The sequence below is a fragment of the Mesorhizobium sp. M1A.F.Ca.IN.020.04.1.1 genome, assembly GCF_003997315.1.
Lineage (GTDB): Bacteria > Pseudomonadota > Alphaproteobacteria > Rhizobiales > Rhizobiaceae > Mesorhizobium.
In genome coordinates, this window is sequence record NZ_RZSN01000136.1 from 1 (window position 1) to 16,162 (window position 16,162).

The 16,162-nt window shown below is 64.1% G+C and carries 13 protein-coding genes; 2 read left to right on the forward strand and 11 right to left on the reverse strand.

All coding sequences use genetic code 11. The annotated features are described in order from the left end of the window. On the forward strand, positions 1–2,842 hold a 2,842-nt coding region (gene polA, locus EOA49_RS23185; RefSeq protein WP_127243370.1), incomplete at its 5' end, for a DNA polymerase I. A gap of 47 nt (positions 2,843–2,889) precedes the next feature. Here the strand turns inward: polA and EOA49_RS23190 are convergent. The 8 genes from EOA49_RS23190 to EOA49_RS23225 form a co-directional block, all read right to left on the reverse strand. Further along, positions 2,890–3,294 carry a Fur family transcriptional regulator gene (locus EOA49_RS23190; protein WP_059184736.1) on the reverse strand — a complete coding sequence of 135 codons (405 nt, stop codon included), beginning with the start codon at positions 3,292–3,294 and terminating at the stop codon, positions 2,890–2,892. Positions 3,295–3,418: 124 nt separating this feature from the next. Continuing rightward, on the reverse strand, positions 3,419–4,465 hold the full coding sequence (mgrA, locus tag EOA49_RS23195) for an L-glyceraldehyde 3-phosphate reductase (RefSeq protein WP_067318927.1): 1,047 nt from the start codon (positions 4,463–4,465) through the stop codon (positions 3,419–3,421). A gap of 106 nt (positions 4,466–4,571) precedes the next feature. After that, positions 4,572–5,714 (reverse strand): Gfo/Idh/MocA family oxidoreductase, encoded by a 1,143-nt coding sequence (locus tag EOA49_RS23200; protein ID WP_095800586.1) that lies wholly within the window; start codon positions 5,712–5,714, stop codon positions 4,572–4,574. Positions 5,715–5,725: 11 nt separating this feature from the next. Further along, complete coding sequence (locus tag EOA49_RS23205) at positions 5,726–6,472, reverse strand: sugar phosphate isomerase/epimerase (RefSeq protein ID WP_127240073.1); 747 nt, start codon at positions 6,470–6,472, stop codon at positions 5,726–5,728. Between the two features lie 48 nt (positions 6,473–6,520). Continuing rightward, positions 6,521–7,630, reverse strand: coding sequence for an ABC transporter ATP-binding protein (locus EOA49_RS23210; protein ID WP_164746707.1), 1,110 nt, complete (start codon positions 7,628–7,630; stop codon positions 6,521–6,523). Next, the gene (locus tag EOA49_RS23215; protein WP_127240074.1) at positions 7,630–8,574 is read right to left on the reverse strand and encodes a carbohydrate ABC transporter permease; all 945 of its coding nucleotides are present in this window, start codon (positions 8,572–8,574) and stop codon (positions 7,630–7,632) included. The genes EOA49_RS23210 and EOA49_RS23215 overlap by 1 nt, the downstream gene beginning before the upstream one ends. After that, positions 8,567–9,460: a sugar ABC transporter permease gene (locus EOA49_RS23220; protein ID WP_127240075.1), complete on the reverse strand. Its 894-nt coding sequence runs from the start codon at positions 9,458–9,460 to the stop codon at positions 8,567–8,569. Before EOA49_RS23220 ends, EOA49_RS23215 begins: the two co-directional genes overlap by 8 nt. Before the next feature lie 85 nt (positions 9,461–9,545). After that, on the reverse strand, positions 9,546–10,784 hold the full coding sequence (locus EOA49_RS23225) for an ABC transporter substrate-binding protein (RefSeq protein ID WP_067318935.1): 1,239 nt from the start codon (positions 10,782–10,784) through the stop codon (positions 9,546–9,548). Between the two features lie 381 nt (positions 10,785–11,165). On the opposite strand from EOA49_RS23225, the gene EOA49_RS23230 reads away from it, so the two are divergent. Further along, entirely contained in the window at positions 11,166–12,209 is a 1,044-nt protein-coding gene (locus EOA49_RS23230; protein WP_127240076.1) for a LacI family transcriptional regulator, read from the forward strand. A gap of 117 nt (positions 12,210–12,326) precedes the next feature. On the opposite strand, the gene gndA is transcribed toward EOA49_RS23230, so the two are convergent. From gndA to EOA49_RS23245, 3 genes are all read right to left on the reverse strand, one after another. Next, on the reverse strand, positions 12,327–13,751 hold the full coding sequence (gene gndA, locus EOA49_RS23235; RefSeq protein ID WP_127240077.1) for an NADP-dependent phosphogluconate dehydrogenase: 1,425 nt from the start codon (positions 13,749–13,751) through the stop codon (positions 12,327–12,329). A 108-nt stretch (positions 13,752–13,859) separates the two neighbouring features. Next, positions 13,860–15,497 carry a copper resistance CopC/CopD family protein gene (locus tag EOA49_RS23240; protein ID WP_127240078.1) on the reverse strand — a complete coding sequence of 546 codons (1,638 nt, stop codon included), beginning with the start codon at positions 15,495–15,497 and terminating at the stop codon, positions 13,860–13,862. 52 nt (positions 15,498–15,549) lie between these two features. Further along, a complete protein-coding gene (locus EOA49_RS23245; RefSeq protein ID WP_095780096.1) occupies positions 15,550–16,068 on the reverse strand; it encodes a YcnI family protein in 519 nt (172 codons plus the stop codon). Positions 16,069–16,162: the final 94 nt, after the last annotated feature.

The following is a 16,162-nucleotide window of genomic DNA, read 5'->3' on the forward strand; positions in this document are numbered from 1 at the left end:
CTGCAACATGGTATGGAAGCTGATGCAGGACGCCCGCAACACGAACGTGGGCATCGTGCCGACCCATTTTGCCGTCATCTTCGACTATTCGGCGAAGACCTTTCGCAGCGATCTTTATCCCGAATACAAGGCCAACCGCTCGGCGCCGCCGGAAGACCTGATCCCGCAATTCGGCCTGATCCGCCAGGCGACCGTGGCCTTCAACCTGCCCTGCATCGAGATGGAAGGCTTCGAGGCTGACGACATCATCGCCACCTATTGCCGCCTAGCCTGCGAGGTCGGCGCCGACACCACCATCATCTCCTCCGACAAGGACCTGATGCAATTGGTCGGCCCGACGGTCGGCATGTACGACCCGATGAAGGATCGCCAGATCGGCATTCCCGAGGTAATCGAGAAATGGGGCGTGCCACCGGAAAAGATGATCGACCTGCAGGCGCTGACCGGCGACTCCGTCGACAACGTGCCCGGCGTGCCCGGCATCGGCCCGAAGACCGCGGCGCAACTTCTGGAGCAGTTCGGAGACCTTGACGGCCTGCTGGCGCGCGCCGGCGAGATCAAGCAGGAAAAGCGGCGCGAATCGATCATCGCCAATGCCGACAAGGCGCGCATCTCGCGCGAGCTGGTGACGTTGAAGAACGACGTGCCGCTCAAGGAGGGGCTGGACGACCTTGTGCTGCATGCCCCGGACGGGCCGAAGCTGATCGGCTTCCTGAAGACGATGGAGTTCACCACGCTGACACGCCGCGTCGCGGAAGCGACTGCAACCGAGATCGGCGACGTCCAGGCTTCCAGTGTCACCATCGAGCGCGCCGACACCGCACATGGTCCCGATGTCGGCGCCGGCACGCCGACTGCCTCAAGACCGGCGGCGACGCCGAACGGCGCCGCGAAGCCTGCAGCACCGGTCAGGCCCCAGGATGCCCCACCGCAGGGCGATACGCCTTCCCTGCTCTCCGCGCTGCGGCTGGAGCAGGCGACGGCGCGCAAGATCGATCCCGCGGCCTATGTCGCCATTCGCGATACGGCCGCGCTGAAGGCCTGGATCGCCGAAGCGAGGGAAGCCGGCATCCTTGCCTTCGACGCCGAGACCTCTTCGTCCGATCCGATGCAGGCCGACTTGATCGGCCTGTCCATGGCGATCGCGCCGGGCCGCGCCGCCTACGTGCCGCTCGCCCACACGAGCGGCAATGGCGACCTGCTTGGCGGCGGCATGCTGGCGGACCAGGTCCCGGTCCGCGACGCGCTGGCTCTGCTCAAGCCCCTGCTCGAGGACCGGTCGGTCCTCAAGATCGTCCAGGACATGAAATACGACATCGTCGTGATGAGCCGGCATGGTATCGAGGTCGGCCCGTTCGACGACACGATGCTGATCTCCTACGTGCTCGACGCCGGCACATCCGGCGGGCATGACCTCGCCTCGCTGTCGGAGAAGTGGCTCGGCCATGCGCCAGGCACGAAGAAGGAGCTTGCCGGCTCGGGCAAGGGCGCGGTCGGCTTCGACCAGGTCGACATCGAGCGGGCGACCGCCTATGCCGGCGAGCAGGCCGATCTGGCGCTGCGGCTGTGGCAATTGCTGAAGCCGCGGCTCGCCGCCAAGGGTCTCGTCTCCGTCTATGAAAGGCTGGAGCGGCCGCTTGTGCCCGTGCTCGCCCGCATGGAGCAGCGCGGCATTTCGGTCGATCGCCAGATTCTCTCCAGACTGTCGGGTGAGCTGGCGCAAGGCGCCGCCCGCGCCGAGGAAGAGATCTATGGCATCGTCGGCGAGCGCATCAACATCGGCTCGCCGAAGCAGCTCGGCGACATATTGTTCGGCAAGATGGGGCTGCCGGGCGGCTCCAAGACCAAGACCGGCCAGTGGTCGACCTCGGCGCAGCTGCTGGAAGACCTCGCCGCCGAAGGCCACGAGCTGCCGCGCAAGATCGTCGACTGGCGCCAGCTCACCAAGCTGAAATCGACCTATACCGACGCCTTGCCCGGCTTCATCAATGCCGGCACCAACCGCGTCCACACTTCCTATGCGCTGGCCGCGACGACGACCGGTCGTCTGTCATCCTCCGATCCCAACCTGCAGAACATCCCGGTGCGCACCGCCGAAGGCCGCAAGATCAGGACCGCCTTCATCGCCGAAAAGGGCCACAAGCTGGTCTCGGCCGACTACAGCCAGATTGAATTGCGCGTGCTGGCCCATGTCGCCGAAATCCCGCAGCTCAAGCAGGCTTTTGCGGACGGCGCCGATATCCACGCCATCACCGCGTCCGAAATGTTCAACGTGCCGGTCGCAGGCATGCCTTCGGAAGTGCGGCGGCGTGCCAAGGCGATCAATTTCGGCATCATCTACGGCATCTCGGCCTTCGGTCTGGCGAACCAGCTGTCGATCCCGCGCGAGGAGGCGAGCGCCTACATCAAGCGCTATTTCGAGCGCTTCCCGGGCATCCGCGACTATATCGAGGAAACCAAGGCCTATGCGCGCGAATACGGCTTCGTCGAAACGATCTTCGGCCGCCGCATCCACTATCCGGAGATAAGGTCCTCCAACCCGTCGGTTCGCGCCTTCAACGAGCGCGCTTCGATCAATGCGAGGCTCCAGGGCACTGCGGCCGACATCATCCGCCGCGCCATGGTGCACATGGAAGAGGCGGTGGAGAAGGCGAAGCTGTCGGCCCGCATGCTCTTGCAGGTGCATGACGAGCTTATCTTCGAGACGGTGGAAGCGGAAGTCGAAGCGACAATTCCCGTGGTGCGCCGCGTGATGGAGAACGCGCCGATGCCGGCGGTCTCGATGTCGGTGCCGCTGCATGTCGATGCGCGGGCCGCCGACAACTGGGACGAGGCGCACTGATACCTTCGTCATCCTCGGGCTTGACCCGAGGATGACGACTCGAGGGGCTAAGCCGCCTCAGCTCTACACTTCGCGCAAACCCCGCGAAACTCGATCACCGCCTTCTTGGCGGCGAAGCCGGTCGAGCGCACCCATTCGTCCAGCCGGTGGTCGACATCATGGTCGGACATTTCGGTTACCTGGCCGCAGCTGTCGCAGATGGCGAATGCGGTCATCGAATGACTGTGGTCGTGCGGCTCGGCGCAGGCGACGAAGGAGTTCAAGCTTTCGAGCCGGTGCACGAAGCCCGACTTCACCAGCGTGTCCAGCGCGCGGTAGACCTGCAGCGGCGCCCGGAAGCCGCGCTCGCGCAGTTGATCGAGCAGCATATAGGCGCTCAGCGGCCCGCTGGCGGCTTCGAGCTTCTCAAGCACGCACAACTGGTTCTTGGTCAGCGCATCCCTTGCCGTCATCTTGTCCGTCCGGTCGTCGCGTCGTTTCGCGTGCCGACTGCGCACGCGAACGGCCTTTGGTCCATGAGATAGCGACGAACGCGCATCTTTGCCACTGTTTCCGCAGCTGGCGGCCCGGCGCGGGCTACTTGCGCGGCGGTCCCTTGCGCTCGGCGGATGCCGCCCAAAGATTGATGTCGGCCTCGCGCGCATAGGTGTCGATCTCGGCAAGCTCGGCGTCGCTGAAGTCGAGCGCCTTGAGAGCCCCGACGCAATCCTCGACCTGTTCCGGCCGGCTGGCGCCGATCAGCGCCGTCGTCACGCGTCCCTTGCGCAGCACCCAGGCCAGCGCCATCTGCGCCAGCGTCTGGCCGCGCCGGCCGGCGATGGCATTCAATGCCTTGATGTTGGTGACCGACTTATCGTTGATGAAGGCCGGACGCAGCGACTTGCCCTGGGATGCGCGGCTGCCTTCCGGGATGCCGCCGAGATATTTATCGGTCAGCATGCCCTGCGCCAGCGGCGAGAACACGATCGAGCCGATGCCGAGCCCTTCCAGCGTATCGAGCAGCCCGTCTTCCTCGACCCAGCGGTTGAGCATGGAATAGCTCGGCTGGTGGATCAGGCAGGGCGTGCCGAGCCGCCGCAGGATGTCGGCCGCCTCGCGGGTGCGCTGCGAATTGTAGGAGGAGATGCCGGCATAGAGCGCCTTGCCCGAGCGCACCGCTTGGTCGAGCGCGCTCATCGTTTCTTCCAGCGGCGTCTCGGGATCGAAACGGTGGGAATAGAAGATATCGACGTAATCGAGCCCCATCCGCGTGAGGCTCTGGTCGAGGCTCGCCAGCACATATTTGCGGCTGCCCCATTCGCCGTAGGGGCCGGCCCACATCTCGTAGCCGGCCTTGGTCGAGATGATCAGCTCGTCACGATAGGCGGCGAAATCGGTGCGCAGGATCTCGCCAAAGGCGGTCTCGGCCGAGCCGGGCGGCGGGCCGTAATTGTTAGCGAGATCGAAATGCGTGATGCCGAGGTCGAAGGCTCTGCGCACGATCGCCTGCTTGGTCTTGTGCGGCGTGTCATTGCCGAAATTGTGCCACAGCCCGAGCGAGATGGCCGGCAGCTTGAGGCCGGACCGTCCGCACCGGTTGTAGATCATCTTCTCGTAGCGATTCTCGGCGGCGACATAGGGCATAGGGAATCCTTGGGAAGGCGGCCGGGATCGCCGCTAAGTGACTTGAATCGATGCTCGCCCCGCACCTTTACCCTCTCCCCGCCGAAACGGGGAGAGGGGTTGCCACCTACTTTTTCTTCGCCAGCAGCGCCTTCGCTTCCTTGATGCCGAGCGCCGCCGGCCGCTCGCAGGTCGTCTGCATGGCGACGAACTTGCCGCTTTCGCCGGAGCGCAGGACGCCGGTCATGACATCGACGGCATGCAGCGCCAGCTCCATCGAGCAGCGGTGCGGCCGCCCTTCGCCGATCGCGATCGCCATATCGGCAAGACCTGCCGTGCGGTAGTTGGCCATCATGCCTTGGCTGTGCATCTCATTGGGCACGCCGAACGGATGATCCCACTTGGGAAGCTTCTTCACCGGCTTGGTCGCATCGGTGAAGCGGACTTCGCCGCCGAAGAAATTCGGGTCCGGCACAAAGACGGTGCCCGCCTCGCCGTAGAGCTCCATCGGCGCATGGCCGTGGCTCCACACGTCCCACGAGGTGTTGAGTGTCACCACCGCGCCATTCGCGAATTCCAGCAGCGCATGGATGGTGGTCGGCGTGTTGACCGGGATTTTTTCGCCCGCGCGCGGTTTGGAGCTGATGGTGCGCTCCTTGGCCGGCGTCGCCGCGAAAGCCGCGACCTGCTTCACCGGCCCGATCAGCTGGATCAGGTTGGTGACATAGTACGGGCCGATGTCGAGCACCGGACCGGCGCCCGGCTGGAAGAAGAAGTCGGGATTGGGGTGCCAGTGTTCCATGCCATGGCCCATCACATGGCAGGTGCCGCTGGTGATCTTGCCAAGCTTGCCGCTGTCGATCAGATCGCGCGCCAGCTGATGCGCGCCGCCGAAGAACGTGTCGGGCGCCGAGCCGATGCGCAGTCCCTTCTTCTCCGCACGCTTCTTCAGATCCAGCCCTTCCTTGACCGACAGCACGAAGGGCTTTTCCGAATAGACGTGCTTGCCGGCGTCGAGCACCGCCTTCGACACGTCATAGTGCACGGCCGGAATGGTGAGGTTGACGACGATGTCGACGTCGTCATCTTTGAGAAGGTCGTTGACCGTCTCGGCGCGGAGCTTGAACTCCTTCGCCCGCATCTTCGCCGCGTCCATGTTGATGTCCGCGCAGGCGCGCATCTCGATGCCGCGGAAGAGCGGCGCCAGCGAGAAATACGCCTTCGAGATGTTGCCGCAGCCGATGACGCCTACGCCAAGTTTGTTTGCCATGATGGTATGTCCTAGTAATTCTTGACGGATTCGATGGAGCGACGGGCGAAGCGCTCGATGTCGTTGGGGTTGTCCTGCTCCATGACGAAGTACTTCGTCGCGCTTTTCGCGCGCAGCGCCTTGATCAGGCCCGCCCAGTCGATGGTGCCGTGACCGACATCCGACCAGCCGTCCTCGTCCAGCCCCTCCCCCGGCTTCGCCATGTCTTTGACGTGGACGGCACTGATGCGCTTGCCGTGCCTTTCGATCCAGGGCAGCGGATCGGCGCCGCCGCGCACCACCCAGGCAACGTCCATCTCCCAGCCGATGTCGGGCGCAGCCGACAGGATGTGCTCCTGCGGCAGCGAGCCGTCGGCGAGCGGCTTGAACTCGAAATCATGGTTGTGCCAGGCAAAGCCGTAGCCGGCCTTCTTCGCGGTGTCGCCCACCTTGGCGAGTCGCTCGCCGAAGCCGCGCCAGCCGGCGGCATCGCCCGGCCGCGCATCGGGCATGAGGTAGGGGCAGATGAGCAGCGAGATGCCGAGCGCATCGGCAATTCTGCGCACGCCGTCGAAATCCTTCTCCAGCGCATCGATCGAGAAATGCCCGGTCGGCATGGCGAGCCCGTTCTTGTCGAGCTCGGCACGGAAAGCCTTGGGATCGTCATAGACGGCGCCGAAACCTTCGACTTCTTTGTAGCCCAGTTCGCCGAGCATTTTCAGCACGCCGTCCCATGGCTGGAAGTTGCGGGCACTGTAAAGTTGGAATGACCAGTTCATCTGTCTGTCCGTTCTGTTGATGGTTCCGGGAGGTTGTGGTCTGGGAGGTTAGAGCCTGCTGTCGGTCTCGGCGTCGAACAGCGAGGCGCGCGCCGGATCGAAGCCGATGCGTATCGCATCGCCGTTGCGCAGCGTCTTGTCGGCTTCGACGCGGAAGGAGAGGATCTGGCCGCCGAGCTTCGTCCACACCAGCGTGTCGGAGCCCATCGGATCGATAATCTCGACAGTTGACTCGGCGGTGAACGGCATGGCCCTCGCCGCTTCGCCAAAAGCGATATGCTCCGGTCGGATGCCGAACACGCAGGGCTTGGCGGCGCGCCCGCCTTCGTTGTCGAACTGATAACGGCCGAGCGGCACCGAAACACCGTCGGCCTTGAACACCGGCGCGTCGCTTGCTTCCAGGTGCCCCTTGATAAAATTCATCGCCGGCGAGCCGAGGAAGCCGGCGACGAAGCGGTTGACCGGGCGATTGTAGATCGTCTGGGGCGCATCGAGCTGCTGGATGACGCCGCCCTTCATCACCGCGATACGGTCGGCCAGCGTCATCGCCTCGATCTGGTCGTGGGTGACGTAGATCATCGTGTTCTGCAGCCTGCGGTGCAAAAGCTTGATCTCGACGCGCAATTCCGACCGCAGCTTGGCGTCGAGGTTGGAGAGCGGCTCGTCGAACAGGAAGACGTCGACGTCGCGCACCAGTGCCCGCCCGATCGCCACGCGCTGCCGCTGGCCTCCGGAAAGCGCCGACGGCTTCCTCTGCAACAGCGGCTCGATCTGCAGGATCTCCGCCGCGCGCGCGATGCGTTTGGCGATCTCGTCCTTGGGCACGCCGGCGACGCGCAGGCCGAAGGAGAGGTTCTTTTCCACCGTCATCTGCGGGTAGAGCGCGTAGGACTGGAACACCATGCCGATGCCGCGATCCTTCGGCTCCTCCCAGGTGACATTCTTGCCCTTGATGAAGATGCGGCCCTCGGAGATGTCGAGCAGGCCGGCGATGCAGTTGAGCAAGGTCGACTTGCCGCAGCCGGATGGCCCGAGCAGCACGATGAACTCGCCCTCGGCGACGTCGAGATTGAGCGTCTTCAGCACCGACATGACGCCGAAATTCAGCGACAGGTCCTGGATCGAAACGCTAGGATTGGCGATCGCTGCTGCCATCATCATCCTTTCACCGCGCCGGCGGCGATGCCGCGCACGAAGAGCTTGCCGGAAACGAAGTAGACGATGAGCGGCACAAGGCCGGTCAGGATGGTCGCGGCCATGTTGACGTTGTACTCCTTCACGCCCTGTACCGAGTTGACGATGTTGTTGAGCTGCACCGTCATCGGATAGGTGTCGGGGCGGGTGTAGACGACGCCGAACAGGAAGTCGTTCCAGATGCCGGTCACCTGCAGGATGATGGCGACGACGAAGATCGGCAGCGACATCGGCAGCATGATGCGCAGGTAGATGCCCCAGAAACCGGCGCCATCGACGCGCGCCGCGCGGAACAGTTCCTCCGGCATGGACGTGAAATAGTTGCGGAACAGGAGCGTCAGGATCGGCATGCCGAAGATCGAATGCACGATCACGAGGCCGGTCAGCGTGCCGTAGATGCCGATCTCGCGCAGGATGATGACGATCGGGTAGATCATCACCTGATAGGGAATGAAGGCGCCGACGATCAGGATGATGAAGAAGGTTTCGGCGCCCTTGAAGCGCCAGTTGGCCAAGGCATAGCCGTTGACCGAAGCGATCGCGATCGACAGCAGCACCGACGGCACGGTGATGCGCACCGAGTTCCAGAAGCCGCGCGACAGCCCGTCGCAATTGAGCCCGGTGCAGGCCTGCGACCACGCCTTGACCCAAGGCTCGAAGGTGATCTCCAGCGGCGGCGAGAAGATGTTGCCGAGGCGGATTTCCGGCATGCCCTTCAGCGATGTGACGATCATCACGTAGAGCGGCAGCAGATAATAGAGCGCCACGACGATCAGCGTGCCGTAGAGGAAGATGTTGCGACGCGAGAGCACGTGCCGCGGCTTCGTTCCGCTCGGCCCCGATGCATCGCGCGACACGGCTTCGCGCCGAAGAGCATCACCGGACATGGAGGCAGCAGCTTCAGCCATGCTTTTTGCCTCCGAATTCGAGATAGGCCCAAGGCACGATGACGATTACCACCGAGAGCAGCATCATGGTCGAGGCGGCAAAGCCCTGGCCGAGATTCTGGGCAAAGAACATGTAGTCGTAGACGTATTTCGCCGGCACTTCGGAAGCGATACCCGGACCGCCGCTGGTCTGCGCCACCACAAGGTCATAGACCTTGACGATGCCGGCGGCGATGATCACCAAGGTGGTGACAAAGACCGGCCGCATCATCGGTATGATGATGAAGACATAAGTCTTCCACATCGGTATGCCGTCAACCCGTGCGGCCTTCCAGATGTCCTCGTCGATGCCGCGCAGGCCGGCGAGCATCAGGCACATGATCAGTCCCGTGCCTTGCCAGAGGGCCGCGATCGAAATGCCGTAGATGACGATGCTGGAATTGTAGAGCGGATCGAAGCTGAAGCTCGTCCAGCCGAGGTCTCGCACGACGCGCTGGATGCCGAAATCGGGATTGAGCAGCCACTGCCAGACCAGCCCGGTGACGATGAAAGAAAGGGCGAAAGGGTAGAGGAAGATCGTGCGGAACGTGTCCTCGAAGCGGATCTTCTGATCGAGCAATGCCGCGAGGATGAAGCCGATCACCAGCGAGAACACCAGCGAGATCACGCCGTAGATCAAAAGGTTCTCGATCGACACCAGCCAGCGCGGCGTCGCCCATAGCCGGTAATATTGGTCGAGGCCGACGAAATTCAGCCGCGGCAAGAGCCGCGAATTGGTGAAGGAATAGAGCACCGTCCAGGCCGTGCCGCCGACGAAGACGACCAGCGCGGTCAGGATCATCGGGATCGATGCGACCTTGGCGTTGAGGTTGCGTAAAAGCTGGTTGGGGCGTTCGCTGTTGCTCATCTCGGCAGCCGGGCTGGGACAATGAGGGCATCACGCTCCGGACCCCGGATAGGCGGGGGCCGGGAGCTGGCGGGGGCGCCGTTGATCAGTCTGCCGACGCGATGATGTCGGCGAAGCGCTTCTGCGCCTCTTCGAGCGTCATGTCGGGCTTGGCGAAGAATTCGGAGAACAGATCCTCCTTCTGCTTCTGGCTGTCCTGCGACAAGAGCTGGTCGGTCCACGGGATCACCGCGCCTTTCGCGAGTATGGCGAGGCCCTTCTTCATGCAGTCGTTCGCCGTGTTGAGGTCGACGTCGCCGCGCACCGGAAGCGAGCCCTTCTTGAGATTGAAGGCGACCTGGGTCTTCGGGTCGAGCAGCGTCTCGGCCAGAACTTCCTGAGCCTTGGCCTTGTCGGCATCCTTGAGCAGCGGGAAGTAGAACGCGTCGCCGCCCGTGGCGATGACCTCGTTCAGGCCGAGACCGGGCAGGCAGGTGTAGTCTTTGCCGGCGGTCTTGCCGGCGACCTGGAACTCGCCCTGCGCCCAGTCGCCCATGATCTGGCCGCCGGCCTTGCCGGTGATAACCAGATTGGTCGCCTGGTTCCAGTCCTGCACATTGGTGTTCTTGGCCATCTTACGGGCGTCGTCGGCGGCCTTGAACACCTTGGCGATTTCGGGACCGCCTGCGAATTTGGCGTCCTTGTCCCTGTAGACCTTGAGGAAGGCGTCGGTGCCGCCGACGGCGGCAAGCAGCACGTCGAAGGCGCCGGACGCCTGCCAGGGCTGCCCGCCGACGGCGAGCGGGATGATGCCGGCTTTTTCCAGCGCCGGCGCAGCCGCCACGAATTCATTCCAGTCCTTCGGCATCGGCACGCCGGCCTTCTGGAAGGCTTCGTTCGACAGCCATAGCCACTGCCAGGAATGGATGTTGACCGGCACGCAATAGATCTTGCCGCCGATGGTGCACGAGTCGAGCAGGCTCTTCGGCCGCACGATTTCCGTCCACTTTTCCTTGGTTGCGAGATCGGTGAGGTCGCGCATCAGCCCGGCCTGAACGAGCTCCTCCGCCTGCCGGCCGTGGTTGAACTGGGTGGCGCCCATCGGATCGCCGCCGGTGATGCGGCTGATCATGATCGGCCGCGCTGTGCCGCCGGAACCGGCGATGGCGCCGTCGACCCAGTGATTGCCGGTCGCGTCGAACGCCTTGGCAAGTTCGGCCACTGCCGCCGCCTCGCCGCCCGAAGTCCACCAATGCGTGACTTCGAGATCGGTCGCGGCCGCCGGTCCGGCGAAGTTCAGCGCGGCCGTCGCGGCGAACGCGGCGGTCAGGAATTTGTATCGCATTTCGGTTCCTCCCAGAATCTGAAACGTTACAGATTTTCGATACGGCAAATGCCCGATATAGGCAACCCCTCGAATGGCACGGCATGAGATTTCTTCGAGGCGCGAACAAAATCCTCTCCAAAGGCCTGCCGGGGAGTCGATGGTGCGGCCAATCGATGCAAAAGCAGAGGTAAATCGAGATTTGTTTATGATCCCAGTGGCTTTCAGTCCACCCCTCCGGCGCTGACCGCAACGAGTGCGACCTGCCCATTGATCACGGGCGTTGGCAACCTGTAACGTTTCAGTATATTGCACCGTGTCACGGGCTGAAGGCCGCGCAAATGCGATGGGCGCGATTGCCGGCCGGCTTCGCGGCTGCTATGCGCCTGACGGGCGGGACGAATGGACAGACGAGCAAACGAGAAGGACGACGACACGTCGGCTAAGGAACGGCCGACGCTGAAGACGCTTGCCTTCATGACCGGGCTCGGCGTCACCACCGTCTCGCGCGCTTTGAAGGACGCGCCGGAGATCGGCGCCGAGACCAGGCGACGCGTGCAGCTCGTCGCCAAGCAGATCGGCTATCGCCCGAACCGCGCCGGCGTGAGGCTGAGGACGGGCAAGACCAACGTCATTAGCCTGGTGCTCAACACCGAGCACGAGCTGATGAGCTTCGTCTCGGACATCATCTACGGCGTCACCGAGGTGATCGCCGACACGCCCTATCACCTGATCGTCACGCCCTATTCGCGCTCGCAGGACCCGCTGGATCCGGTGCGCTATCTGGTGGAGACGGGCTCCGCCGATGGCGTCATCATTTCACGCACGCAGCCCAACGACCCGCGCGCCCGCTATATGCTGGAACGCGGCATCCCATTTGCCACGCATGGCCGCACCGACATGGGGCTGGTGCATCCCTATCACGACTTCGACAACTATGCTTTCGCCGGCGAGGCGGTCCGCCATCTCGCCGGCATGGGCCGGCGCCGGCTGGCTCTGGTGACGCCGCCGGTCGGCCTCACCTATTACGACCACACGGTGAACGGTTTTGCCGATGCGCTGAGCGAAGTCGGCGCCAGCGAGGTGCCGTTCAACACCGTCTCCATCGACCACACGATCGAGCAGATCAGGATGCGAACTGCGCAGCTCATGCGCCGCGAGAGCCGTCCGGACGGCATCGTCAGCAGCGCCGCCGCCGCCACGCTCGCCGTTGTTGCAGGCATCGAGGACGCCGGCCTGAAACTCGGCAGCGATGTCGACGTGGTGTCGAAACAGTCCTCGGAAGTGCTGCATTTGTTCCGGCGCGAACTGCTGGTCGTGAACGAGAATTTCCGGCTCGCCGGCTCCGAGCTTGCCCGCGCTGTGCTCGGCTGGATCGGCGGCAAGGAACCTGGCTCACTGCAATCGCTGAGTAAACCGAGCGAGGTCCTGCCCTATCGGGGTTGACTGGCGCGAGTTGAGAGTCAGGTCAGGCCGAGTCGGCGGCTTCCGAGAACTGGAAGCGTCCTTGAGTAGGACCGGGAGCGCAGGAAGCCGCCCTTTGCACGCTGGCCTAACCTGACTCTAGGCGGCGCCGCTTCCCCACGGCCCATGGAACGCCCCCTCCTCGCCGATGCGCTCGAAGCCGTGCGCGCCGAAGAAATCGCGCTGCGCCTGGATCAGGTTCGAGGTGCCGCGGCCCTGGCGATAGCTGTCGAAATAGGCGAGCGCCGAGGACAGCGCCGGCACCGGCGAGCCGGCTTCGGAGGCCCGCGCGACGATGCGCCTGAGCGACGGATGCGCCTCCTTCATCATGGCGATGAAGGCCGGCGCCATCAGGAGATTGGTCGAGGCGCCGCCTGAGCCGAAGGCCTCCGCCATTGTGTCCAGCATCTGCGAGCGGATGATGCAGCCGGCACGCCATATGTTGGCGATGGTCGGCATCGGCAGGCTCCAGTTGAATTCCTTTGAGGCGCCGCTCATCACAGCAAAACCTTGCGCGTAAGCCGCGATCTTGCCGGCGAACAGCGCCAGCTCGAGATCCTTCAGCAGCGCCGCCTTGTCGCCGGAAATCTTCTCGACTCCGATATTGCCGTAGGCCTTTTCCGCCGCCTGCCGTTCGTCCTTGATCGACGACAGCACGCGCGCCGCGACGGCAGCCTCGATGGCCGTCGCCGGAATGCCGAGCTGCTGCGCTTCGATGATCGACCATTTGCCGGTGCCCTTCTGGCCGGCGCGATCGAGGATGATGTCGACCACCGGCCTGCCGGTCTTGGGATCGTCGGCTGCGAGAACCTTGGCGGTGATCTCGATCAGGTAGGAGTTGAGCCTGCCCTTGTTCCAGCCGTCGAAGACCCTGCCGATCTCCTTCGGCTCCATGCCGAGACCGTCGCGCAGTATGCCGTAAATCTCGGCGATCATCTGCATGTCGGCATATTCGATGCCGTTGTGGATGGTCTTGACGAAATGTCCGGCGCCGTCGGTGCCGAGCCAGGCGGCGCAAGGCTCGTCCTTGAACTTGGCGGAAATCGCCGTCAGCACCCTCTCGACGCGCTTCCAGGAGTCTTCCGTGCCCCCGACCATGATTGACGGCCCGTGGCGCGCGCCCTCCTCGCCGCCCGACACGCCCATGCCGATGAAGGTCAGGCCGGAGCCCGACAGCTCGGAGAAGCGCCGCATCGTGTCGCGGAAATTGGCATTGCCGGCATCGATGACGATGTCGTTGTCGGAGAGCACGCCGCGCAGCGCCGCGATCTGCTCGTCGACCGGCTTGCCGGCCAGCACCATGATGATGATCGGCCGAGGCGGCCGGATCGCTGCGGCGAGTTCCTCCAGGCTGTAGCAGGGCACAATCATGTCCTTCAGCGGACCGGCGTTTTCGACAAAGGCGTCGGTGCGCGACGGCGTGCGGTTGAAGACGGCGATGCGGTGCCCGTGCTCGGCGATGTTGAGTGCCAGGTTGGAGCCCATCGTGCCAAGGCCGATCAGGCCGATTTCGGCTTTTTCCATCGTTTCTTCCCTGCTTTCGAACTTTTGTTGAAGCCGCGTTTTGGACGGATGATTGACGGGCCTTCGCGACGGCGTCAACCGCCTCGCCGAATTGTGTCGCGGTCTAGGTCAGTCGGCTCTGATATCAATTGGCGCTTCAATCTTCACCATCTCGAAATCGGAAACCAGGATGTCGAGCCGGGCGTTCCAGCGGCCGGGCAGCGGGATGACGAGATTCTCGACGCGCCAGGTGCCGTCGCCGCGTTTCGTCGCCGGCCGCTTGATCGGCTCGATGCCGGAATCCGGCTTCGACAGCACCAGGGTCACCTGCTTGGCATCCATCGGGCCGAAATCGCCGGTCATGATCACCATCGAGGCGGCAACCTGGCCGGCATGGCCGGGCGTGATGCTGAGATCGGCCATCCCCTGCAGGGTGTGGATGTGGATCGAGGCCGGCTGCGCTGCGGCGATCGCCAGCGCGCGTGGCGGCGGCGTGAAGCGCCAGCCGGCGGCGACGCCGAAGATGGCAAGCACGATCAGCGTCTCGATGCCGATCGAACGCGCCAGCCGCCGCTGCACTTCCGTGTCGCCCGTTTCGGCAGGCGCGGTCAGCGTCCATCGGTTGACGGAGGCAAGGGTGAACAGGAACAAAAGCAGGACCAGTTTCAGCAGCAGCAGGCGGCCATAGGCGGTGTTGATCAGCGCTGCCGGTTCGCGCACTTGGATGATCGCCAGCACGATGCCGCTTATCGCAAGCACGGCAACCACGGGCAGGATCGCGCGCGAAAACCGGCGCAAGAAGATTTTGGCCTTCGCCGGCTGACAACGCAACGCAAGGCCGAGCGGTGCGAACGCGCCGCTCCAGAAGGCGATGGCTGTGCCATGCAGGAAAACCAGGGGCCGCGTCAGCCATTGCGGCTCGGCGGCGCTGGCGTGGCCGCTTGCCGCAAGCGCCGTGCCCACACCGACGAGCCCGGCGAGCGCAAGCAGCTTGCCAAGAGCGCGCGGTCCGGCGAGGGACAGCAAGGCAAGGCCGAGTGCAATCAGGGCGGCAAGCACCGTCCAGCCGAAGCTGGTGGCAAGCGCGGTCTCCCACACGATGGGCGCCGCAAACCGGGCGAGCGGCGCGCCGAGCGCGTCCAACCCCTGAAATCCGAGCGAGAACGGGGCGGCGGCCAGTCCGCACAGAAGAGCGCCGATAACGAAACCCTGGCCGCAGCGACAGTCTCCAGCGAGCCAGGCGAGCGCGAAGGCGCCGCCGGCGCCGAGGAACAGCCCGGCATAGAGAAGGAGCTTACCCATCCAGATTGCCGTGCGCAGCGACAAATCGACGGCTTCGCCCGCTACCGGCGCAGCACTTGGCGCGCCGACGGAAAACAGCGCCGAGCCGCCGACCGGATGGCCGTCCTCCGAAATCACCCGCCAGGTCAGCACATGCGTGCCGGATTCGAGCCTTTCCGGATTATCGATCTCGACGGTCTGATCGTTGAGCCGGAAGGAGGTCAGCGAAAGTTGCGTGCCGTCCGGCCGCACCAGAGTGAGCACCAGGGGCGAAACCGGCTCGCTGAAGGTCAGCGAGAACCGCGCGGGACTCTGCGACAGCACCGCACCATCGGGCGGATCGGTCGCGACCAAGGCCGCATGCGCGAGGGCGCGGCCGGGAAGCACCAGCAGCAGCACGAGTACGAAAGCCGCGAACAGGCCGCTGGCGACTGGCCCGATGCGCATGCCCGTCAGGCGGATTGGGAAAGTTGCTGCTGCGTTCATGCGGTCTTTCGAGAAGGGACGGCGCGCCCGAATGGGACGCGCCATCGAGAGATCATTTCTTCGGCAGCAATTTGATGCCGGGCGCCGGATTTTCCAGTGCATCCTCATCCTGTCCCGCCGCCGGAATCTCGATCCAGCGATCGGCGGCATCGCCGCATTCCTGGACCACCGGGAAATAGAGCATCTGGCCGGCCGGAAGATCGGCGGCGAGCGAAGCACGGAAAATGAACTCGTCATAGAATTCGTCCGGCAGGTTGCCGCCGCTCCAGTCGACTTCCTTGACGCCGGTGGTCAGCGTCTCGCCATAGAGCTGGTAGGATTTCTCGTATCGGCCTTTCTTGGTCTGCAGCGTCCAGCCGGGCTTTGGCATCGGCTTGACCGAAATGACGCCTTCCGGAATCTGCACGCGCACCGCGGTCGTCGCCTTGCCCTCGCAGCCATGCGGCACGCGCAGGACGGCCTTATAGGTCGAGCCGACGGCCGCTTCCTGGGTTTCGAGCGTGATGTGCGCAAGCGCGGCGTTTGTCCCGAGCGCCAGAACCGCGCCCACCGCCAAAAGATACTTCTTCATGAATTGTCCCTCTAATTTCGAAATGATCACTCGGCGTGATCGTCCATGCTGCCCATCTCGCCCATGCCCTCGACGGCGAACTCGACTTTGACGC